The sequence below is a fragment of the Elusimicrobium simillimum genome (genome assembly GCF_049639735.1).
In the GTDB taxonomy this organism is placed as follows: domain Bacteria; phylum Elusimicrobiota; class Elusimicrobia; order Elusimicrobiales; family Elusimicrobiaceae; genus Elusimicrobium; species Elusimicrobium simillimum.
Map to the genome: position 1 here is coordinate 567,299 of NZ_JBEVVA010000003.1, position 22,631 is coordinate 589,929.

16 protein-coding genes and 1 tRNA gene are annotated in these 22,631 nt (G+C 43.5%); 6 read left to right on the top strand and 11 right to left on the bottom strand.

What is annotated here, in order from left to right; all coding sequences use genetic code 11:
- Window positions 1-13: 13 nt before the first annotated feature.
- Complete coding sequence (locus AAIR98_RS03385) at window positions 14-1,171, bottom strand: FIST N-terminal domain-containing protein (RefSeq protein ID WP_423970846.1); 1,158 nt, start codon at window positions 1,169-1,171, stop codon at window positions 14-16.
- 141 nt (window positions 1,172-1,312) lie between these two features.
- Window positions 1,313-5,320, bottom strand: coding sequence for a sulfatase-like hydrolase/transferase (locus tag AAIR98_RS03390; protein ID WP_423970847.1), 4,008 nt, complete (start codon window positions 5,318-5,320; stop codon window positions 1,313-1,315).
- 216 nt (window positions 5,321-5,536) lie between these two features.
- Here AAIR98_RS03390 and AAIR98_RS03395 point away from each other — a divergent pair, with 216 nt between their 5' ends.
- Complete coding sequence (locus tag AAIR98_RS03395) at window positions 5,537-8,632, top strand: response regulator (RefSeq protein WP_423970848.1); 3,096 nt, start codon at window positions 5,537-5,539, stop codon at window positions 8,630-8,632.
- Window positions 8,633-8,645: 13 nt separating this feature from the next.
- On the opposite strand, the gene AAIR98_RS03400 is transcribed toward AAIR98_RS03395, so the two are convergent.
- Complete coding sequence (locus AAIR98_RS03400; protein ID WP_423970849.1) at window positions 8,646-9,218, bottom strand: putative ABC transporter permease; 573 nt, start codon at window positions 9,216-9,218, stop codon at window positions 8,646-8,648.
- Window positions 9,219-9,288: 70 nt separating this feature from the next.
- On the opposite strand from AAIR98_RS03400, the gene AAIR98_RS03405 reads away from it, so the two are divergent.
- Window positions 9,289-10,161, top strand: coding sequence for a diaminopimelate dehydrogenase (locus tag AAIR98_RS03405; RefSeq protein ID WP_423970850.1), 873 nt, complete (start codon window positions 9,289-9,291; stop codon window positions 10,159-10,161).
- A gap of 135 nt (window positions 10,162-10,296) precedes the next feature.
- On the opposite strand, the gene AAIR98_RS03410 is transcribed toward AAIR98_RS03405, so the two are convergent.
- Window positions 10,297-10,722: a flavodoxin gene (locus AAIR98_RS03410; protein WP_423970851.1), complete on the bottom strand. Its 426-nt coding sequence runs from the start codon at window positions 10,720-10,722 to the stop codon at window positions 10,297-10,299.
- Window positions 10,723-10,892: 170 nt separating this feature from the next.
- On the opposite strand from AAIR98_RS03410, the gene AAIR98_RS03415 reads away from it, so the two are divergent.
- A complete protein-coding gene (locus tag AAIR98_RS03415) occupies window positions 10,893-11,390 on the top strand; it encodes a type IV pilin protein (RefSeq protein WP_423970852.1) in 498 nt (165 codons plus the stop codon).
- 257 nt (window positions 11,391-11,647) lie between these two features.
- On the opposite strand, the gene AAIR98_RS03420 is transcribed toward AAIR98_RS03415, so the two are convergent.
- A tRNA-Ser gene (locus tag AAIR98_RS03420) sits at window positions 11,648-11,734 on the bottom strand.
- A 148-nt stretch (window positions 11,735-11,882) separates the two neighbouring features.
- Here AAIR98_RS03420 and AAIR98_RS03425 point away from each other — a divergent pair.
- Complete coding sequence (locus AAIR98_RS03425) at window positions 11,883-13,025, top strand: hypothetical protein (protein ID WP_423970853.1); 1,143 nt, start codon at window positions 11,883-11,885, stop codon at window positions 13,023-13,025.
- Here AAIR98_RS03425 and AAIR98_RS03430 read toward each other — a convergent pair whose 3' ends face one another.
- Entirely contained in the window at window positions 13,026-13,739 is a 714-nt protein-coding gene (locus AAIR98_RS03430) for a DUF5131 family protein (RefSeq protein WP_423970854.1), read from the bottom strand.
- A gap of 55 nt (window positions 13,740-13,794) precedes the next feature.
- On the opposite strand from AAIR98_RS03430, the gene AAIR98_RS03435 reads away from it, so the two are divergent.
- Complete coding sequence (locus tag AAIR98_RS03435; protein WP_423970855.1) at window positions 13,795-15,003, top strand: glycosyltransferase family 9 protein; 1,209 nt, start codon at window positions 13,795-13,797, stop codon at window positions 15,001-15,003.
- Window positions 14,996-15,937, top strand: coding sequence for a glycosyltransferase family 2 protein (locus AAIR98_RS03440; RefSeq protein WP_423970856.1), 942 nt, complete (start codon window positions 14,996-14,998; stop codon window positions 15,935-15,937). Before AAIR98_RS03435 ends, AAIR98_RS03440 begins: the two co-directional genes overlap by 8 nt.
- Here the strand turns inward: AAIR98_RS03440 and AAIR98_RS03445 are convergent.
- From AAIR98_RS03445 to AAIR98_RS03465, 5 genes are read right to left on the bottom strand one after another with little or no spacing between them, the layout of a single operon-like run.
- Window positions 15,934-16,866: a glycosyltransferase family 2 protein gene (locus AAIR98_RS03445; protein ID WP_423970857.1), complete on the bottom strand. Its 933-nt coding sequence runs from the start codon at window positions 16,864-16,866 to the stop codon at window positions 15,934-15,936. The two genes, AAIR98_RS03440 and AAIR98_RS03445, sit on opposite strands and share 4 nt — an antisense overlap.
- Window positions 16,835-17,257 carry a GtrA family protein gene (locus AAIR98_RS03450; protein ID WP_423970858.1) on the bottom strand — a complete coding sequence of 141 codons (423 nt, stop codon included), beginning with the start codon at window positions 17,255-17,257 and terminating at the stop codon, window positions 16,835-16,837. Before AAIR98_RS03450 ends, AAIR98_RS03445 begins: the two co-directional genes overlap by 32 nt.
- A complete protein-coding gene (locus AAIR98_RS03455) occupies window positions 17,229-19,736 on the bottom strand; it encodes a hypothetical protein (protein WP_423970859.1) in 2,508 nt (835 codons plus the stop codon). Before AAIR98_RS03455 ends, AAIR98_RS03450 begins: the two co-directional genes overlap by 29 nt.
- Before the next feature lie 2 nt (window positions 19,737-19,738).
- Window positions 19,739-21,526: a thiamine pyrophosphate-binding protein gene (locus AAIR98_RS03460; RefSeq protein ID WP_423970860.1), complete on the bottom strand. Its 1,788-nt coding sequence runs from the start codon at window positions 21,524-21,526 to the stop codon at window positions 19,739-19,741.
- A gap of 12 nt (window positions 21,527-21,538) precedes the next feature.
- Window positions 21,539-22,627 carry an N-acetylneuraminate synthase family protein gene (locus AAIR98_RS03465; RefSeq protein WP_423970861.1) on the bottom strand — a complete coding sequence of 363 codons (1,089 nt, stop codon included), beginning with the start codon at window positions 22,625-22,627 and terminating at the stop codon, window positions 21,539-21,541.
- Between the last annotated feature and the right edge of the window lie 4 nt (window positions 22,628-22,631).

Sequence of the window (22,631 nt, forward strand, 5' to 3'; positions counted from 1 at the left end):
CGCGCTGTTGTTGTTAAAAAACTACAGATGAAAACGTATAGTTATGAAACCTGTTGCGCAGCTTGCCGCTGTCATCACGCACGGGGCAAATTTCCCCGCCGGAATATGACAGAACGTAAGGTATATTTTTGTTTGCCAGCATGCTGGTAACTAATTTCATTTCACCCTCTTGGTCAGGCGCTTGCATGATGTAGCGCGTTACGCACGGACACATACAAATACCGTTTGTCTTACCGGTGGCTAATATGCGCTCAATACTTGTTTTGGCGGTTTCTAAAATACCCTCGGTGTCAATTTGGCTAAGCACAAGTTTTGTGCCAACCGGCACCGGTATGCCAAATAATGCGCCGCCGTCGTCAAACACTCTGTAAATGCCTATGGCCACAGGTTCTTTAGTGCCCTGGTAATGTACCATAAAAGGCAGCGTGGTGCAGTTTTGGTTATTAATTTCAATACCAATTTGCTTTAAATAATCTATAAAAGGCATGTCGTTAATCTCTCTAAGTATGCAACCCTCGGATTTTGTAACAATACCGCCGCTGTCTCTCATATTTCTTTCCGGTATAGAGGTAATAATAAAATCAGGTTTAACATCGCCATGAAACAAAACTAAAGCCATAGAATATTGTTCCAGACGGTCCTGGTAAGCTGTGCTGCACTGTTCGTACACCATGCCTACGCCGCTGGCCAAGCTGCCCCAGCAGGGTATGCCGCCGACGGCCTCATCTAAGGCGGAGGTCATGTCGTGGCCGGATAAATCAGGCATATACGGGGCAAAGGTCATAATAAACCCCGGGTCTCCCGGCAGTTTAGCGCGGGCGGCTTGGTAAGTGTCAGCAATGGCGGTTTTATAATTTTGCGCTGTTAAAGGCACGGACATGCCGGCTGAAAATTGGACGTCATCACTTGTTAAAACAGTTAAAAATAAAGAATATACGCCTATGTGGCCCGGGGACTGCGCGCCCGCCATAGTGGTCATGCCTACTATTTCAAAGGGCAGCTTTTTGCTAAGTTCCTCAAGCACGCCTGTTTTGCCAAAGTCATAATGGAATGTGACAAGGCCTATGGTGTTTTTTAAAAGTTTTGAAGTGTCAATCTGGCTGGTAAGTTCTTGCAGCGCTATTTGGGCGTCATCTACTTCTTGGGTGTGGGCGGTATACATTTTTAACATAATAATGACTCCTTTTGTATCAATGCGGCAATAAAATAAACCGTATTATATATAAATATATATATTTAAATTATAACAAATCAATCAATTAAAAAGGCCGCCCTCCGCGTAATTACGGAGGGCGGCCTTTTTAAGCAAAAATTACAGTATTACCTGAAATGTGGACCCTGTGGAAAAGAGTACCGTTTTAACACGCTTATCTTTAAGCTCAGGCATATTCATAGCCTCAAGTTTGGATATCATGTCTTTATCGTATACAGACGGCATACCCGGCACGCCAAAAGTATGGTACCCAACATTTTTAGGAAGGTTTGGCTCTACATACTTTTTAACAAAAGGGTAAAAGTCGTACAGGAAAGAAAGACCTGTTGATTCCTGCTCTTTCACCATTTTCACCACGGAGGCCGCAAACTCTTTAATCTCACGTTCTTCCTGCGGGGTAAGTGTCGGCTTTTTAATAAGTTTGTTTATATCAGACGAAAAGCCTCTGTTCTCATCGTTAAGCGCAACTTGAAAATACATATAAAAAAGTGTATTCCAGCCGGCTTGGCTAAACTTTTTCATCTGTGGGCTGAGCAGTGTGTTTTCCAAAAGTACTTTGCCTTTAATGTTATATTTAGCGTCAAGTTTGTTTAATGTTTGAAGCACATTGTCAATATCTTTTTCTTCCAACATTTTCATGTCTAACCATATACGGCTGAGTTTTTCCTGCGGGATTTGCGCCAAATATTCTTCCAGCGTTATATCATAAATATGCTGGGGGCCGTGGCCTATTTTGATGGCGCCGTCCACTACGGAAACGTTTACCTCAATACCTTTTAAACCTTGCTCCGCCGCTTCTATAGCTGAACCTACTGAATCCATAGCCACAGACAAAAAGTCCGCGCTGTACAGGTTGTTTAACTTGCGTATATTTTCTGTTTTTATAAACAGCGGGTCAGCCGACAGCGGCATGGCGTCTGTTTTAGAATAAAGCTGTTTTTGGAATCCCTCGTCAGTATAAAGTGTAACAGCTTTGTCCCAGGTTAAAGAATAGTCTTTGCAAGACAGGTCTTCGGAGCAGTTCTCCATGTTACTGTTAATGCCAGCCAGACCAAGCATAAGCTCAAAAAATAAGTCCAGCGTAAACACACGCGCGCTATTGTTTTTAAGAGCGGTTATTTTGCCTGGGTAACGCTGCGCGTACACGTCAGAAAACAGCATAAAGAACGGCACGCGGGCCATGTCGTAGGTAAATATAGAAGCGTTATGAAACTTTTCGTTAAACACGTCTTCCCCATGGTCAGGCATATAGATAAACGCGCTTAAATCGGGCGTTTTTGTTTTAAAAAAATTATAAATATTTTTCAGGTTGTCATCAGAGTATCTTATGGATAAATCATACGGGTTTAACAAAGTTTGCATAAACTCTTTATTTAAAGCCGCGTTGCCAATATACTCTATGCCTTGCTGCGGGAAATCAACCTTAAAATCTTGCGGTACGCGCGCGTCATAGGGCGCGTGAGAGCCCATTATATTAACAAAAACAAGGTTGTTACCTTCGGGGTCTAAGTCTTTAAAATTATCTTCCAATAGCGGCAGCAGTTTTTCGTCGTGCTCCATCCTGGGCGTAAATTTTACCACATCCGCCTGTTCGGCTATGGCGGCAAGCGGGTTGTCCACCAGGCCAAGCTTATTTTGGCTGCTAAACCAGTAAACTTTAAAACCCGCTTTTTGCGCCACTTCAATTAAAGACGGCTCCACAAAATCATTGCCTTTATTATATTGGTTTGCCGCAGTAAGCACTTTTAAAAGCGACGGTACCGTGTGCACAAAACTGGCGTAAGCATTTTCTAAAAACACTGCGTTAGAATTGCCTCTGAAAGACTTAAGCCACGGGGTTGTATCTCTAAAATAACCATAAGCGCTGAGGTGGCGTTTGTTGGCGCTTTCGCCGATAACCACTACGTAAGTTTCGCCTTTTTCTTTTTTTAGCGCCGTTATGTCATTGTTTTGCGAGCGTAGCTTTTGGTAATGTTTAAGATCATTAATTTGTTTTTTATATTGCTGGGCGGTTATAACAAAAGGGGTATAAATACTTTGCCCGGCGCCGGCAAAATATATAAAAAAAGCCATAACCATAAACAGCACCCCGCCAAAATATAATTTTTTCTTTGCCAAACGCATTTTGTTGTGAAGTACAAAATAGAATAATATACCTATAGCCAAGCAGCACGCTGCCAAAACGGCCAGCTCCGCCGAAGTAAAGAAAGAGGTAAGAAAACCATTAGCCTCCTTAAAGTTAGTTTGAAATATGGCCAGCAGCTCCTCTCTAAAGAGGGTTTTGGTTTTAAGTTTACTTAAATACCCGGCGCCTATAACAAGCACTGACATTGACAGCGTGGCGCAAACTGTCGCCGTAACCGCGCCAACTTTGGCCCAAACTCCCGGCAATTTAGAAATAAGCAGTTTAAGAATGAAAACAGCAAAGAACATTGTAAATATATTAGACGCGACGCCCATAAAAGAAACATTAATATAATAAGACTTAAGCATGGTAAGCACGGCGGCAAGTAAAAGCACTTTTAAAAAGTCCCCGGCCTGTATTTTCTGCCACACAAACCATAACGCCAAAAGGCCTATAATAAAACATTCTATGTAAAGTATTTTGTAATAAGCCAAAGCGGCAAAGGCATATTTATAAAATATATAATAAGCCGCGGCCAACAACACCGCGCCCGCAAGGTACCGCGCGTACCCTTTCCAGCCGGAAGGCGGCAGTGTTTTAGCGTATGCCAAAACCGCTTTAAAAGAAATCTTTTTAACTTTAATAACCAGGCCCGTTATAAGTAAAAGCAATACCTGTACAAAAACGGTATAAAAATGGCGTTCAACCTCATTATCTTTATACACTCTTACTTTAAAGTTTTTTACCTCGCCGCCAAAGGGCCTCATCTTAGAAAATCCTGTACCGGCGGCTATATTGTTGACGGCAAAATCGGGCTGGGCAAGGGTTGTTCTGGCAAGCAGTGTGCCGTCCAGATAAACTTCTATTTTGTTTTCAAGCGTTTTTATTTTAATTTTATGCCACGCGTTTAACTTTGGCCAAAAGAAGGGGCCAACCACCTGTAAGGCGCCCGCATCTTTGCCGGGCGCGACTATACCCCAAGAACCTGTTAGATTTGTAGAAAATTCCGCCCTTAAACCGTCGTTAGCGTCAGCGGTTTGGAACAAATTTTCATACTGCGCTTTAGGCGTGGCAAAATAAAAGTCCGCCGTTATTTCAACCGCGCGTCTAAAACCTTTGGTTTTAACATTTGCCGTGGTTGAGGCAACCGGGTCATATACCCCGCGCTGGTTTGCTATGCGTATATTTGTCATATACTTTGTATATTGTAAAAACACCAGAGCGGCCCCCAATACAAGCAGCGCAAGCAGAGCATATTTAAAAATATTTTTCTCTTCTTGGGTGGCGCGGGCAAACCTGGCTTTGCCCCAAAATGTGGCTTGCGCAAGCAGTATTATGCCAAACACAGCAGATAACAGCCCAAAAATGACTTTAAGAACCGTAAATATTAAAGGGTTTCTCTTGCCTATAACATTATAATTTAGAGAAAAATTTTCTATTGCGCCGTTAAACACGCGTTCGTTATTAAAACCGCGGCCGACAACAACTTTATTAACCTCAAAAATATTTTGGTTATATTTTGTGTCCGTAACAACGCCGTTTACCCACACTTTTACCGCTTGTCCGGCGGCTTTTTGTATTTTTACGGTGTAAAAAACACCCGGTTGAAAAATACCCAAATGGGCGCCCACCAGGCCTGCCTGGGCGTCTTTAAATACAAGCCCGCCGCCGCCTGCGGTGTTAAATTCCATCCTTATACCGTTGTTTGCGTCCGCCGTTTGGAACAGGTTGTCCCACTGCGCGACGCGGTCAATCTTAAACTTAAAATCTATATCTATGGTTTTAATTTCATTTTCTTTAGGAGTGTATTTTACGGTAAATTCTTTGGGAGTTGAGAGTTGTTTATCTGCGGAGCTGCTGTCATAATTTACGCCGCTTATGCTTTGGGAATATTTTGTGTGGTAGGCCATTTTGCCGCTAAGCATGTGGACTGCGCCTAAAAATATTAAGGCCGCGGCAAATAAAACTGCTGTTTTTTTCATAAATCACTCTCTATATGTAAGGTTGGAATGTAGCCTTTAACAGTGCAACAAGGGGTGTTATTTAAAGACTAAAATATATCTTTTATATTATGCCTTAATAGCCCAATCCAGTCAACAAAGCATTATTTGGCGCTTGGTATGCGGTGCTGTATGGATAAATGATTATAATTTTATATGATGTAGATATATATACATCTTTCATGCTGGAGACCCGTCATGCATCACAATACCCCGCAAGATAATAGTTTTTCTTTAAAATTTTTAGCTGTATTTTTGCTTTCAGTAGCGTTGCTGATTTGCACGGCTATTTTTACTTTTGTATTTTCCGTGTATATAACGCCTGACGCGGCGTTAATGCTAAAAGCCTCTTTATTGTTTTTTGTAATATCCGCCTTTATGGGCATTGTGGCGGTGCTTTTAATAAGACATTTCGCCGCCAAACCCGCCGAGGAAAAAAAGACGCAGCAGGCCATAGCCAGCTTTCAAACTATTTTAAACAGTATAGACTCTCTTATCTATGTCTCCGACCCGGACACCGACGAAGTTTTGTTTATTAATGACAAAATGCGTCAGGCGTTTAACCTTAAAGAAGGGGAAGGTGTTGGCAGCGTATGCTGGAAAACATTTCAAAAAGATTTCACGGAAAGATGTGCCTTCTGCCCTAACACAAAGCTTAAAGAGCACCCCGACCAGACTTTGGTATGGGAAGAGGAAAACACCGTAACAGCCAAGCATTACAGAAATACCGATACTCTTATCCCCTGGCCTGACGGGCGTATGGTGCATTTACAAAACTCCATGGATATCACAAACTTAAAGACTGAGGAAGATGCCCTAAAACAGCGCCTGGCGCAGCAAAAATTTATTATTGATGTTTCCAGAAATTTTCTTACAAAAGAGGAGACTTCACAACAAATTTCTACCGCGTTAAAACTTACGGGCGAGTTTCTCAAAGTAGGCAACGTAAACCTATATAAATGTGACAGAGAAACCCACACCATGCGCCATCTGGCCAAATGGCTGGGGCCGGAAGCTACAAAAGTGTTGGAAAAAGACACTACTTTTTCTTTTAAAGAAGGCGACGTTATGTACGACGCTTTTGTCACCGCTTGTTCCACGGGTATTTTTATGGAGGATACCTCGGTTGACCCTGTTAAATACAAACATGAAATTGAGGACCTTAGTCTAAAAGCTTTTATGGTTTTCCCGCTTATTATAGCGGATGAGGTTTGGGGCACTCTGGCTTTGGACTCTACCAGTGTGCGCCGCTGGACTGACGGCGACAAATATATAGGCCGCCTGGTGGCGGGTATGCTTTCTGGCGTTATGGCCAGGCAGGAAGTGGAAAAGACTCTTGTAAAAATGTCGCGTATAGCGGGCAGAACTTCACAGTATGTGGCGAGTTTTGATAAAAACGGTATGTTTTCATATTATAACCCCGCCACGCTTGCCATAACAGGCTACAGCGCGCAGGAGCTTGAAAAGGGCGGCGCGTCTATACTTTACGATAACGCCACCAGCGACAAATGGGACAGTGATTTTATACCCAATATTCTTAAATACGGCGATTATGAGTTTGAAGCGCCGCTTATTACCAAAACCGGCGAAAAGAAAATAATGTCCTTTGTAGCGTTCACAATAGGCGAGGGCGACGATATGGAAATGGGCAGCATAGCCACAGACATTACCAAAGCCAAACAAATGGAAGAAGAACTTAGAAAAGCCAAAGAAACGGCCGAACAGGCAAGTTCGGCCAAAGGGGATTTTCTCTCACGCATGAGCCATGAGATCCGCACGCCGATAAACGCGGTTATGGGTATGTCCAGCATAGCAAAGGCTTCTAAGGATATAGAAAAGAAAGACTATTGCCTTGAGAAAATAGACACCGCCTCCACACATTTGCTTGGTATTATTAACGACATTTTAGACGTGTCAAAAATTGAAGCAAACAAACTGGAACTTTCTAATGAGGAATTTGATATTGAAAAGATGCTTTTTGACGTTACCAACGTGGTCAACTTCCGCATAGACGAGAAAAAACAAAACTTTGTGTTAAGAATAGACCGCAGCGTGCCGCAGACAATTATCAGCGACGAAATGCGTCTTAAACAAGTTGTGCTTAATTTACTTACCAACGCGTCCAAATTTACTCCTGAAAACGGCAGTATTGAGCTTAATGTAAGAAAAATAGCGGACGAAGATAACAAGATTACATTGCAGGTATCAGTTAAAGATTCCGGCATAGGCCTTACGCCGGAGCAAAGCGCCAAGCTGTTCCGCTCGTTTGAGCAGGCGGACGGCAGCATATCGCGCAAATTTGGCGGCACTGGTTTAGGGCTGGTAATTTCTAAACGCATTGTTGAGCTTATGGACGGCAATATTGAGGTGCGTTCAGAGTATGCAAAAGGTTCTGAATTTATTTTTACAATTAAAGCCGGCAAAGGCAAAAGCCACGCCGTAGCTAAGTTAAACGAGGATATTAATATTGACAACCTGCGCATACTGGCGGTGGACGACGCTGAGGAAATAAGAGAATATTTTACCAATATAATGGAGCTTTTTTCTATTAAGTGCGACGTCGCGGCCAGCGGCGCCGAGGCGCTTGAACTTATAGAGAAAAACAAAAGCACTCCATACAACATAATATTTGTAGATTGGATGATGCCCGGCATGGACGGCATAGAACTTACCAAAAAAATAAAAGATCTTGAGGATGAAAACAAGCCTGTCGTTATCATGATATCAATGTCGGCCTGGAGTGAGATTGAAGAACAAGCCAAAAAGGCCGGTGTGGCTGGCTTTGTGCCCAAGCCGCTGTTCCCCTCCGCGCTTATTAACGCTATTAATGAGCGTCTTTCTGGCATTGTTAAAGATTCACATAAAAAAGCGGCCGACACCGCGCAGCAAGCGCCCGACCTTACCGGCGTGCGCCTGCTTATAGCCGAAGACGTGGACATTAACAGGGAAATTATAGAAGCGCTGCTAGAGGAAACGCACGTTAAAATAGACTTTGCCGTAAACGGCGTGGAAGCGGTGGAAATGTTTACCGATGCGCCGGCTAAATATGACGCTATTATTATGGATATTCAAATGCCTGAGATGGATGGTTTTACCGCCACTAGAATAATACGTTCTTTAAGCGTGCCTGAGGCCGGTACTATACCCATAATAGCCATGACGGCAAACGTATTTGTGGAAGATATAGAAAAGTGTATCGCCGCCGGTATGAACGACCACCTGGGTAAACCCATAAATATAGAGGCTATGTTTGAAAAGCTTAATAAATATTTAGTGGAAAAGAAAACAGTTTAAAAATAAAAGCCTCCTAAAAAGAGGCTTTTATTTTGCCCATATTTTCTAAAGCTTTTAGCACGCTTAACGCCAGGTCGGTGCCCATCATAAAAATTATAAATGTGCTCACACCGGGACCGAATTTTGCGTAAAGCGCGTTAACCGCCGCCGCAACCTTTGGGTGGATAAATTTAACAATTATCACGCAGCACACGCCCCAAAAAGTGGAAACGGGCAGGCATACCAACCCGTCTATATTTAAAAAATACCTGCTGTAATCCCACAGCCTTAAATGAAAAAATTTCTCCAGCCCCCAGCCGGTATAATATTCCAACACGCTGACTATAAAAGCGGAAAGTAAAAATAAAACAAAGACATTTTTGGTTACATAAGGCTGTAAAAAATATAGCACCGACAATACTCCAACCCCGTACACAGGGCAATACGGTCCGTATAAAAAACCGCGGAAAACAAACTGCCCGTCACTCATTGAGCAGTACACCGTTTCCCACAGCCAGCCTATTATTGAGTACATAAAAAAATAAAGCACCATGTGTGAAACCGTCGGCACAATTTTTTTAAATAACTCCCGTCTGTTTTTACCCATTATAATCCCCCTACGTCTATTATATTCATTTTTGCTAAAATTAATTATAAATTTAATTAAAGGAATTTCTATGAAAAAGAAAGCAGCCGTTGTGGGCCTGGGTAATACAGGCAAATATACAGTGCGCGCGTTACAACAGTCTACGGATTTTGAATGCGTGGGTATTATAAGGAGAGAGGCGGCGGGGGATTTTGAGGGCGTTAAACAATATGCCGGCCTTGAACAGTTGCCCGTTAAGCCCGATGTGGTCATTTTATGCGTACCTTCTAAAATAATGCCTGAAACCGCCAAGTTTTATCTTGAGCGTGGCATAAGCGTGGCGGACAGTTTTGATATACATGACCAGATTGCGGACGCTGTGGAAATGCTGGACCCTGTAGCAAAATCAAACAACGCGGCTTGCGTTGTTTCTGCCGGGTGGGACCCCGGGTCAGATAGTATGATTCGCACGATATTTACAGCTTTAAACCCAAGGGCAAAGATTTACACCAGCTTTGGCCCGGGCATGTCCATGGGGCACAGCGTTGTAGCGCGCGGCGTTAAAGGCGTGGCGGACGCGGTTTCCATTACCTTGCCGCTTGGCATGGGTAAGCATAAGCGCCATGTTTATGTTGTGCTGGACGGTACGCAAACAAAAGAACAAGTTTACACAAATATGAAAGCGGACAAATACTTTGCCCATGATGAGCTGGAAGTTGAAGTTGTAGAGGATATTGCCCCGTATAAAAACGCCAACCACGGCGGCATGGTGGAAATGGAAGAGGGGGACACAAAAGCCAAGTTTGTTATGACGGTAAATAACCCGCAGACCACAGCTTATGTTATGGTTGCCTGCGCGCGCGCCGCGCTGCGCATGCCCCCGGGCGCCTACACCGTTATAGACCTGCCGCTTGTAACTTTGCTTGAGGGTGACAGAATAGAAAACATAAAAAAATTAGTTTAGCAATATAAAATAAAAATCCCCCGGTTATGCCGGGGGATTTTTTCACATAAAAGAATTTTGAATATTTTTACTTTATTAAAATAACTACTTTCAAAATTCATCTTATTAATGCGGCCGTACGGCTGGGCGGCATTATTAAAACGCCGCTATTCTTTTGCCGTATTCTTGACATTTAGCCATACCGTCGCCGTCCGGCGTCATGTTGATGGTAAGCCCGTCTTCCATAAGTGTTGCCCCGGCGGCCTTAATTCTGTCCTGCCAGTCTCTCATCCACTGTCCGTCACCCCAGTCATAAGAGCCAAACAACGCTACTTTTTTACCTGCTAAATTAGGCTCCAGCATAGCCATAAAGGGTTCCATCTCACTTTCTTCCAGCACCTCGGACCCCATGGACGGGCAGCCGAGTACAATAACGTCACTTGTAATAAAGTCAGGCGCCGCGTCGGCTACCTTAGAAATTTTTACATCGGCCCCGGCTTGTTTGGCGCCCTCGGCAATGCTGTTTGCCATAATTTCCGTATTACCCGTGCCGCTCCAATATATAATTGATACTTTACTCATGTAAGCTCTCCTTGTTTGCAAAAACACTTATTTAGATGTACAATGTTAGTATTGTCTAACAATATTAACTATACCTAAATATCTTTTAATTTGCAAATTATATTGGTGTTAAAGGGCTGCGGGTAAATATAAGTATAGACACTTTTTCTAGTTTTATATACTATATAAATATGAGAAAAGGTTTTACATTAATAGAATTGTTGGTAGTTGTTCTGATTATAGGCATTTTAGCCGCTATAGCGCTGCCGCAGTACCAGCGCGTGGTGGCCAAGTCAAGGGCGGCGGAAGCCGTTACAATGCTAAAGGCCATAGTTGACGCCCAGGAAAGGTACTATCTTGCCAATGATGAATACACGGATAATTTGGAAGATTTGGATATAACCATACCTGAAAACAGGTTATGGGAACACATGAGCGACGCGCAGAAAGCTAAAAATTACCGCTACCGCTGCGGCGGACAAAGAACATGCCACGCCGAGATAAGCAACTCTTCCTGGCCGGAGTTTGAGTTCCATCTGCGTTCACAGGAATTTCAGGGTTTCAGTAATAAACAATGGTGCGTGGCGCACCCTCAAACAAATAAGATGGGCACGTCTGTCTGTAAAACATTCAGCAGCAACATAGATTTTACCGGCGGCGACGGCAAAGTGTATTACATAATGAATTAGTACCGTTTAATACTAACTTACATAAATAAAAAATCCCCGGCGGACAATTTGTTCGCCGGGGATTTTTGTAAAAAGTGAATAGCGTTTTAAATCTGGCGGTGTGCGTAGTTATGACAGCAATATTCTATGAATACTTTTTCACAGGATTTTGAGATGGATTTGAATTTTTCCCGGAGTGAGGTATATCGTGAGCGGCGGGAGCCCGAATATCCGAGCGTAGGGAAAAATTCAAAGACGCTCAAAATCCGAAGAAAAAACGGAGAGAGTGGGATTCGAACCCACGGTAGAGTCTCCCCTACACTTGTTTTCAAGACAAGCGCCTTAAACCACTCGGCCATCTCTCCAAAAATTGTGTTATTTTTACTGCGATAATATATTTTACTAAATTCTGTCTCTTTATACAAAATAGCCCCCGGGACCATAGGGCCCAGCGCCAATATAGGTCTTATGGCCCTGGCATTATGGGTTACTTTGCGTTAATATAGCAAGTATATGAAACACTTTGTGGGCATATTAGCTATTTTGTTTGGGGCGGCGTCACTGTGCCAGGCCCAAAACCTGGACGATATTGTTAAACAAAAAATATCGGCCGCGTCAGCCGCGCCCGCCGCCGTGCCAATTGCCATCCCGGCCAGTGCGCAGCCATGGTATTTTGGCGCTGAGGACGAGGTGAAAAATTATTTTGACGCTAACGCCGTGCATGTTGATTTAGCGCAGGAAGCAAAGTTTTATATTAACCTTATAGAACAGCACGACCTTATCTTTTTTGGCGAAGACCACTCTTTTAAGGCCGGCCCCTACGCCGCCATGCTGCATATAAAAATGTACAACCGCTGGGCGGAGAAAAACAAAAAACCCAAAGTCACCCACATATTTTACGAGTTTGACAAAACAGAAAATAAAGAAGCTTTAGATAATATGGAAGAAATGCTTGACCTCGCTTTTAGCGACGCTCAGCGTGAGCGCATTTGCCGCCGTTATATTGAAAAAAAGATGGGCAAAAACGAGGCCATGGGCTTTATAATATGCGACCTGATGAGTGACGGTGTTATAGTAAAAGCCGTTGACCTTGGCGTTACTGAAAAAAAGATTAACGGCAAACTTACCAGATGTGTCGCGGGGACCGATTTTTGCACTACCTCCCCAGAAGGTATGACGATAAGAAATAAAGCAATTTTTAAAGAAATAAAATCTAAAATGCCTAAAAAGAGTAAAGCGGTATTTTTTGGCGGGGCCATGCATGTGGCGTACGGCAACGTAGTGTCTTCCGTCACTCTTACCGATATTGCCGCCGCTTTTATGCCTGATAAAAAAATTGTAAGCGTTATTAACCACGGCGGCAAGTGGTATAACCGTAAGACCGATAAAGAAGTGGATATATCGGTAGCGCCGCCCAGACATTTTGTAAGTGAGGAAGATAATTCTAAAACGCTGTATTTTGAAAATTACCTTTACAATAAATATACAACAGATAAAACCGCTGTGTTAAAAATAGTACCGCAAGGGCAAGGCGGCGCCGGCGCATATGCCAACCGCCCCGCAGATTACCTGGTGTTTCAGCCCAACAATGTAGGCAGTGACGATATTATAAAACTGTGGTTGGAAATAAGTAAACAACTTAAAGAAATTAAATAACTACTCAAAGTCTATCCCCGCTTTTTTGGCCTGTATATGTTCCAGCTTTTTGGGGATAGTATAAGTCTTGCCGTCTTTTAAAAAGGATGTTCCCGTCTGCCTAAAACCAAAAGGTATGCCCGCGTCCACACACTGCTGCCTTATATCCAGCACCCATTCAAAATTACATGTTCTGGCCCTTTTGCCGGACTCTCCGCCTACGGATACTTCCTCCAGCCAGTCGCCCAAATACGGGCGCAGGTCTATGGGGCCCAGCAGCGGCGCGCATACAAGCACCTTTGTTTTTATGGGGGCGGCCCGGTATATGGGAATGCGGTAGTCGGCCATTTGTTGGTTTTCTACGGTGCAGGCTATTGTTACATTGTCGTAGCCATCGCCCCAGTCGGCCGGCAGGTTAACGTGCAGGCGGTCTATGCGTTTGGTTATCATAAAGAATTGAAGGTCACGTCTTATTTTTATCATTTCCCACGCTTCTTTACGCCACTGGTCCGCCTGCGGCAAAAAAAAGTCTGACGTGAAACAGGTGTATACCAGGGTCCCCGACAGCACTTTATACTCGCGTGAGCGTGTTCTTTTTACCGGCAGGTTAAACATTTGGGTTTTGGCCACTACGGAGGCATCTTTACCGTGGTACGCGTCTATACGGTAAACATAACAGTTTTTACAGCCTTCGCTAAGCTTTTGGCAGCCGTGCCATGGGTTCCAGGTGGTCATGTGATAAACGCCTCTTATTTTGTATCATAGATTATAACATAACGGAGAGTCAGCAATGAGCGCACAGGACAACAAATTCAGATTAGATTTTTTAAAATTACAGGGCTTTATGGAGTCTTCGGGCCGCAACTCGCGCCTGATAAGGGCGGCGGTGCGTGCCAGCAAAGCCCGTAAAGATTTTAAAAATAAATTTAAACAATTTACCTGGGGTCTTAAGGCCAAAGCGCCGCAGTTTGGCCCGCAGCTGCGTGCGCTTGTACACGTGCGCGGGGGAATAGGCGACGTTATAATGTCGCGCATTTTTGTGGCTGCGCTGCGCAACGCCGTGCCATCCGCCCATATAACTTACGCGCATGAACATATAGGTGTAGCGCAAATGGTTTATGGCGGTGATAAACTTGTTGACGAGATAATAGGCAGAAAATACATTCTTAAACACTACGATGTTGTTATAAGCGGCTGTTATACATTTAACTACGACTATTATAATTTAGAAAGAATAAAAGCCGTCGCGCCGGAGTTTGAGACAATTTTAAACAAAGGCCTTGCCGCGCAAAAAGTGCTGGAACCTGTTGTAATAAACACCCCGTACTTAGACGGTGCTATGGCCCGCTGGTGCGTGAGCATGGGTATGGATAGGTTTGGCTCTATGGGGCTGAGCACGGGGCTGGACGTAAGCCAGGCTAACCCGTCGCCCATAACCTTAAAAGAAGAAAATTTTGAAATACTTAAAAGCGTAGGCCTTGAGGGCAAAAAATATATCACAATACACGACGGTATGAATACGGACACCGTTATGATGGGCCGCCCGTCCAGAATGTGGCCGCGCGAGCATTGGCGTGAATTTGTAAAAATGTTTAAGGCCGAGTTCCCGGATATTTTAGTAGTACAAATAGGCGGCGGCAACAGCGTAAAATATGATTTTGTGGATGTATCTTTAGTTAACCAAACCAAAGTGGCTGACCTGCCTTATATTTTAGCCAAAAGTATGCTGCACGTAGACAGCGAGAGCGGCATTGTGCACATAGCGTTTAACGTAGGCACAAAAGCCGTGGTAATGTTTGGCCCAACAACAATTGAGTACTGGGGTTATAAAACAAACATAAATATAAAGTCAGAAGTTTGCGGCGATTGCGTGTGGAGCAAAAAAACCTGGATGCAAACCTGCCCGCTTGAGCTGGGTGATAAGGACTGTATGTCGTCTATACTTCCGCAAACAACATTTAATAAAGTTAAAGAGTATTTGGGGGGCCAAAATGCCTAAAATAGATTTAGAAATAGTAATACCCACCTACAACCGCGCTAAATATTTAGAAGAAACTTTGGAATACATAGTAAACGGCCCCGAGGGCGTGCGCGATATTTACGTAACAATTTTAGACAATGCCAGCAAAGATTCTACCCCGGAAGTTTGCAAAAAATACGCGGACAAATATCCCAACATCAAATACATAAGAAACACCCGCAACATTGGCGGTAACGGCAATATTGCCAGGTCTTTTGAGGTTGGCACGCACGAGTACCTGTGGGTACTGGCGGACGATGATAAATATGACTGGACGTCTTGGCCGCAGTTGGAAGAGGCGTGTGCGGACGGGGCGGACCTTATAGTAGCGGGGGACGACTTTAAGTTTGCCGATGACCTGCCAAATTTAATGCACAATACCGTTTTCCTGCCGGTTAATATCTACAAGCGCTCGCATATTAACGAAGAGGTGCTGTGCAATATTTTAGCGCATATTGGCAGCATATTCCCGCATATGGGCGCCTTTGCCGCGGTTATTAACCATAAAGGTAAAATAGTGGTGCTTGATAAACCTCTTATTAAAAGGGGGGATGATAATTTAATCAGCGACGTGTGCCGCCGCAGTTCAGATGTTTCCATACCGCGCTGCAGCACGCACTGGCTGGGCGGTTATATGCAAAGCATAATGCTGATAAACGATAAGAAATTAAGACGTGAGTTTATTGACAAGCTTTCCTACACCGGCGGTTCTTTCTACCACCAAATCAGCGGGGAACTTAAAAAAAGCCGCTTTGGCCTGGGCTTTTATCCGCCAACAATCGGCAGTATGTTTTTAATGTTTAACTGGCGCCAAAAGATAGTTATGCTTACAGCGCTTATACGCATAGAGATAGCGCGTCTGTTTAGAAGAAAACATTACGAAAAGAAGTACAACTGCTATAAAGAAAATTAAAAATTAATCCTTTCCTTTTCTATTACCAGCGGGCGTTTAAGCACCTGTGTCAGTATCATGCCCACATATTCGCCTATAATACCTAAGAACAGCAGCTGCAGTGACCCCAGGAAGAACACTCCTATAAGTATAGGCGCTGTGCCCGCGGGGAATATATCCCACCACAGTATTTTGACTACCAAATAAATGCACCCTATAACAAAGCTGAACCCCGCCAGCGCAAACCCGAGAAACACCGCCAATCTTAACGGTACCTTGGAGTGGTTGATAAAGCCTATCATGGCGTTATCGTAAAGCGTGTAAAAATTATTTTTGGTAAAACCGCGTTTTCTAAGCGGCTGTTTAAAGGGGATAAGCGCTTTTTGGTAACCAAACTCGCCCACCAAACCCCTGGCATATGGGTAAGGGTCTTCGATATCGCGGAATTTTTGTATTACTATTTTGTCGTATAATCCAAAACCTGTGCAGTTTTTGGTAAGCTCCGCGCCGGAGTCATTAAGCATGTTTAAAAGTTTATAGTAAAGTTTTCGCACCTTGGAGAAGAAAAAGCCCTCTTCGCTCTCTGTTTTTTGCGCCAGCACTATTTTGTTGCCTTGCTCCCACTTTTCTATAAACTGGGGTATAAGTTCGGGCGGGTCCTGCAGGTCAGACACCATATAAATAACAGCGTCGCCGCTGCCTTGCAGTATGGCGTAAAAAGGTGAACGTATGTGTCCGAAGTTTCTTGTGTTTAAAATAACTTTAAAGTTTTTGTCTTTGGCGGCTATTTCACGCAGTTTGTCAGCCGTGCCGTCTGTAGAGGCGTTATCAACCACAATTTGCTCATATTCGTACTTGCCGAGTTTATCAAACTGTTCCTTTACTCTTTGGTAAAGTTCCTCAACGTTCTCTTCCTCATTATAAGCGCTGCTTACTACAGATATTTTCATTTTTTCCTCTTTCAAAAACAAAGAATTTATTTAGAGTAAACGACAGTAAAGCCAAAGGTATTACAAGTACGAGGCCGTTAATATACATGTTTTGAAAACCTTGTAATTTAAGAAGTTTCAAGCAAAACACGTTTATAGCGTATATTAAACCGTAAACGGCAAAAAACCTGAATATCAAACGGTTGTCCCCGTTTTTAAATACTAATACGCCGATAGTCTTAAAGTTAAACAGTATTCCTAAAAAAGTGGAACACAATACCGCCAGCGTGTAATGCATGCCCAAAAATATGAACAGCGCGTACATACCGTAGCCAAACATTGTGTTAAGCACGCCTACGCACATGAACCTGAAAAACTTAAATTTAGTTAACGCAAGAATCTTTTTTCTCATATACCGTTAACAGGGTGCTGCTTTCCACCGGGGTGTAGCAGGCCGTTACCTTTTTAAACAGTTTTTTCATTTGGTTAAGGCGCTGCACTCTCCACATGGACTCCTCATTAAAAGCGCCAAAAGGTGATTCTGCGTGCACGGCGTCGTACTCAAAACGCCTGAAAGCAAAGTCTTTGTCGGCAAAAACATATTTGGGGTTTGCTTTATTTATGGCGTCTTCCACGTCTTTCATATCCTGCGGGGTTATTAAATACCACTGCAGGTCAATAACAGGCAGCGCGCTGTAGCGGCCTGATATCAGCGGGATAAAGTTGTCATATTTAGACACTATATAAATGCCTTTTTCATTAGGAGTATACTTTTGTATAAGTTTGGCCGAGTCCTCAAAATAAGCCGGGTTCATGGTTGAAATAAAGTTTGTGCCCGGCAAAGTCCATTCGTAAGTTACGTTGTTTTTAATAACCCTGTTAAACGCGCGCATAGTCTTAGTATAGTCGTAAATAGAAGACACAAAAGTGATAATAGTAAGCACGGTAACGGCGAAAAGCGCTTTTGTCTCATGCCTTGGATATTTGTCAAAAAACGCTTTTACCGCTATTACAAAGAGTATCATATAAATCATGATAAACGGCATAGCGTGGTAAGGCGCGTAACTTCTAAACCAGAATATCAAAAGCCCTTGCGTATAAAGCAGTACCAGCAGGAACAAATGCGCCAGCGCTTTATCTTGTTTTTTTATAAACATAAATATAAAGTACGCGGCGAATATGGTTATTATAGACGCTATAATCACAGGCGCGGGTATGGGGAATGCTAATAAGCCGGACAAAAAGCCCATGGTTATTTTGACCGAGCCGTACTGCAGCACCACGACCAGGGCGGCTATCAATATAAATGTTGCCAAAGCGCACGTTGTCTCAAAATTAAAAATTTTTGTACGGAAGTTTTTAACATTGTTGGCAAACACGCTGCCCATAAGCGCGATTGTCAGCATAAGCCCAAATTCCGTATTATTAAGCACCGCCACCACGCATAGCAGCAGCGACGTTATAAAAAATGATTTTTTGCCCGTTTGTATATACTTATACCAGGTAAAGAAAAGCGGTAAATCAAACAGCCTTCTAACGGGGTTAAGGCCGGGGCCTAAATAAAAATATTGGTACGTAAGCATGTTGAACCCGGTGAGCGACACCATCATAGCTATAGCCGGGTATTGTATTTTACGCGTGATATACCAAATAAGCGCCAGAAACATGGCAAAGTAAACTATATAAAAGCTGTACAGTATTCTGTGGTAGGTGCCGTAGTTAAGTGAGTTGGCGGCGGACATAACCTTTTCAAATAAAACCGCGTTGAGCAGTCCGTACTGCATAAAAATATCTTTTATAGGCCTGCCCAGGTGCAGCTCATTAACGGCGCCTAAAAGATGGTTGTGGTGGTGTATATACCAACGGTTTAAAATTTGCTGTTGAAACTGAAGGCCGTTGTTTCTTATAAACTTAAACTGCGGCGTTTTTCGGAAGATTTCCTTCCTTTCCAGCGCGACCGAGGCGTTGGCTATGTCAAGCCTGAGGAAATGCTTTTCCAAATGTGTGGCGGGGTAGAACAACGATACAAGCATGTCTCTGTCATACTGCGCCGGCGGGAAAGCAAAACATAGGCCTTTGCCGTCCTCATAGGCAAAAGTGGTAAACATCTTATCTCTTTCCGCCAAAAACTCAATATATTTTTCAACTTCAGGTGTTTTGGGTACGTCTAAGCAATGTCCTTTGTAGTTGTCTATGGGGTTAAGAATGTCGTACTTTTTATGAAATGTAAGCAGTTTGTATTTGTTAACTATATCGTTAGAATTTAAACTGCTGTTTTTAGGCGTTGTGGGTATGTCCCAGTATTCGTTCATCAGCACAAGCTTGTTGTATATAAACGGCTTTAACATCCAGCCCAAATAAAGTATTGAGCAAACCAAAACTATAACGTAAAGCGTTTTCTTGGCGAATTTACTTTTAAGAAAATCAAACTCCAAGTCTAAATGCGTGCCAAATATAACCGGTGTAAGATAGGCAAATAGCCATATAAGAACAATAAAACCCCAGCCAATCTCCGTAGCTATGTTAAAGCGCAGTATAAAAATGTTTATTATAAACATAGCTATAATAAACAAAGACATAAAATGCGTTCTTCTCAGCCTTCTGAAAAACGCCTCTACTTTGCCCCACAGTACCGTGCGGTACGCCAGGCCTGATAGCGCGTAAGCAAATATAAAAGGCACCGATATTATGTACCAAAACAAATGCTTTCTTGTATCAGGTATATAATAAATTACACCCTCTAACACTTTCATGCTGGATGTTTTTACAAATAACATCGCCGCGTCTTGCAGTATTGATAGCAAACTTATAAAGAACAGCAAAAATAAAGTCAAAGCGACTTTATTGTTGCTCCTCATAAACTTTTTAGAAAGTGTAAGCAGTTTTCTCATAATTATTTTAAAATATTCTCCTCAAATTCCTCTCTGTCCAAGAAGGGGAACATATCTTCAAGAGTAGGGGAAACCATGGTGCCGTCCGGCAGTTTTTTGGCGGAAAGTTTGGGTACAAATATATAGTCGCGTTCTGTTATAACATCAATAACCATGGGGCCCTTGGCGTTAAGCGCGGCCTTAATCTGGCTGGCCATACCAGTCTTAGAACTTATTTTCATTGACGGCAGGGCAAAGGCTTTGGCCACTTTGCTAAAGTCCGGCGTGGTTACGCCGCTGTTTGGGCAGGCGCCCGTAAGATGGCCGTTAAAAAAGTTTTTCTGCGTTTGCTTTATTGAACTGTAGCCGGAGTTGTTTATAATAAATATTTTTATAGGCAAATTATAATGGCGTATTGTTTGCAGTTCCTGCAAGTTCATCATAATACTGCCGTCACCGGACAGGCACACTGTTTCCTTGCGCCCGTTAGCTATGCACGCGCCTATGGCCGCCGGCAGGTCATAACCCATAGAGGCGTTGCCTGAGTTATAAAATATTCTCTGCCCTTTTTTTACAACCGCGCTTTGCAGCGGCGTCACGCACGCGGTGCCGTTTGCGGTTACCATCGGTACGTTTGCTTTAAGTTGTGAGGTTAACTCATGCACAAAAAAATACGGGTTTATGGTTTTGGCTTTGTCCGTATGGTCCGTATAGGAGCCAAATGCATATTTACGTTTAAGGTTGGCGCACCACTTTAGCCACTTTCCGGCGTCAATTTTCTTTTTTGTTTTTAGCAGGGCAGTTATAAAATCCCCGGCGTCTGCGTTTATTTTTATGTCCGGTTTTACCGTGGGTTTGTCCAGTTCCGCCTTATCTATGTCTACAGCTATTTTAAATGCGTTCTTTGCAAAGTTTTCCCAGTTGTAACTGACTTGCCTTATATTATTGCGCGTGCCTAAAAATAAAATAACGTCGGCGTTTTGCAGCGTAAAGTTGCCCGCGCGCTGGCCAATGGTACCTATGCGGCCTATATAGTTTTTGTTATCGTCGCTCAGTATGTCCATGCCGTTAAAAGACGTGAGCACGGGAATATTGATTTGGGTAAGAAGTTTTAAAAATTTCTCTTCCGCTTTTGCCAGCCTTATGCCGTGGCCGGCAACTATAACAGGGCGCTTGGCGGCAGAAAGCTTTTTAATGGTGTCCGCTACCGCTTTTTTGGTTACGGGCAGCTTTACTTCGTCTTCTTTCGGGTTGTAGGATTTTAGTTTTTTCTCGTCAATCATTGCCGCCTGCACGTTCATGGGTATGTCCAGCCATACGGGGCCCTTGCGTCCGTGCGTGGCAAGGTATACTGCCTTGTCCAGGTGGTACTTGATTGTGTTAGGGTCTGTTACCATAACAGCGTACTTGGTAAGCGGTTTAACTACACTTATAATGTCCACTTCCTGGTCACCAAGCTGCCTTAAAGGTATGCTTGGGCAAGAGGCTATGGTAGTTTCAAACTTTACCTGGCCTGATATAAAGAGTATGGGCGCGCTGTCCGTCCACGCGCCAAAAACGCCGTTAAGCGCGTTAAGCCCGCCGGGGCCTGTGGTAACGTTTGCTACCGCAAGGTCTTGGTTAAGGCGGGCGTAACCCTCTGCTGCTATAGCTGTGGCCTGCTCATTATGGTTAGTGTAATATGTAATACCTTTCTGCTGTCCAAACGCGTTGTTAAGGTGCATGGCGCCGCCGCCGGATATTAAAAACACATCCTTAACGTGGTGCTGGTTACGCAGTCTTGCGGCAATGTAGTCAGAAAGTTTAATCATATTATAACGCTGTTATACAGCCAGGCCTCTTTTATAAATTTTTTCTTTTAATTTCTCGTCGTAAGCATAGGGGGAGTCTATGCCGTCTATTTTTATAGGAGCGTCTTTAGCTATGGGGGCTATAACCTTTTCGCCAAAGATAAGCTCTCTGCAGGAAATCTGGCCCTGCTGCAGCGGTATGGCAAGATAAATTTCATCCTCGGTAATAACGTCGCCGGGTTGTAAATCTCTCTTAGCGTAAACGCCGCGTACAAGCGCGTCTAAATACTCAACTTCCTGCTTAGGCGGGTTGCGCTTAGTATCGCCGGAGCTGCCGCATATGGCAACCGCTTTGTGGTACGCTTTTACCCACCTGTCAAAGTCAGAGGGGGTAGAGCAGTACGGGGACGGCTTTTCGCCGTTGTACTCAATGTCTACGTGGCGTTCAAATGTTCTGGCGCCTTTGGCGTAGGCCATAAGCATGGGGGATTCTATATCGTCATTATATTCGTGTGTAGAGAATCCGATAACCAACTCAGGGTAGCGGTTTTTAAGGAAGTCAATCTGGTTAAGTTCCAGGTCAGATTTTTCAGATGGGTAGAGCGATACGCAGTGGTTAACGGCCAACGGTATTTCGCGCTTGGTAAAAAACTTTACCAGGTCATCAATGTCTTTAAGCGATGAGCCGCCGGTGGAAACAATAACAGGCTTTCTTGTTTTTGCAATTTTTTCGATAAGCACCCAGTCGTTAATGTCAGAGCTGGCTATTTTTATAATTTCTACGCCTAAATTTACGCATAAATCAACGGAGGCTTCATCAAACGGGGTGGACATTGTTACGCAGCCGGATTTTTTAACTACGTCTACTAAGGCGGCGTAGTTGTCACAGCTCATTTTGGTTTTCATGGTTTTGCTGATGTAGCGTATGTCGTCGCGGTTTTTAAAATCTTTATGTATAAAGGTGTCCACATCTCTAAACTGCATCTTTATGGCCGCGCGGATATTATTGAACTTAACTATCTGGGCGAAAGATGTAATAATTTTTACGGCGCGGTCGTAATCTCCCCAATGGTTGTTGGCTATCTCTAACACAAACAAATCTTGGAAAATATTGTTTTTCATTGTA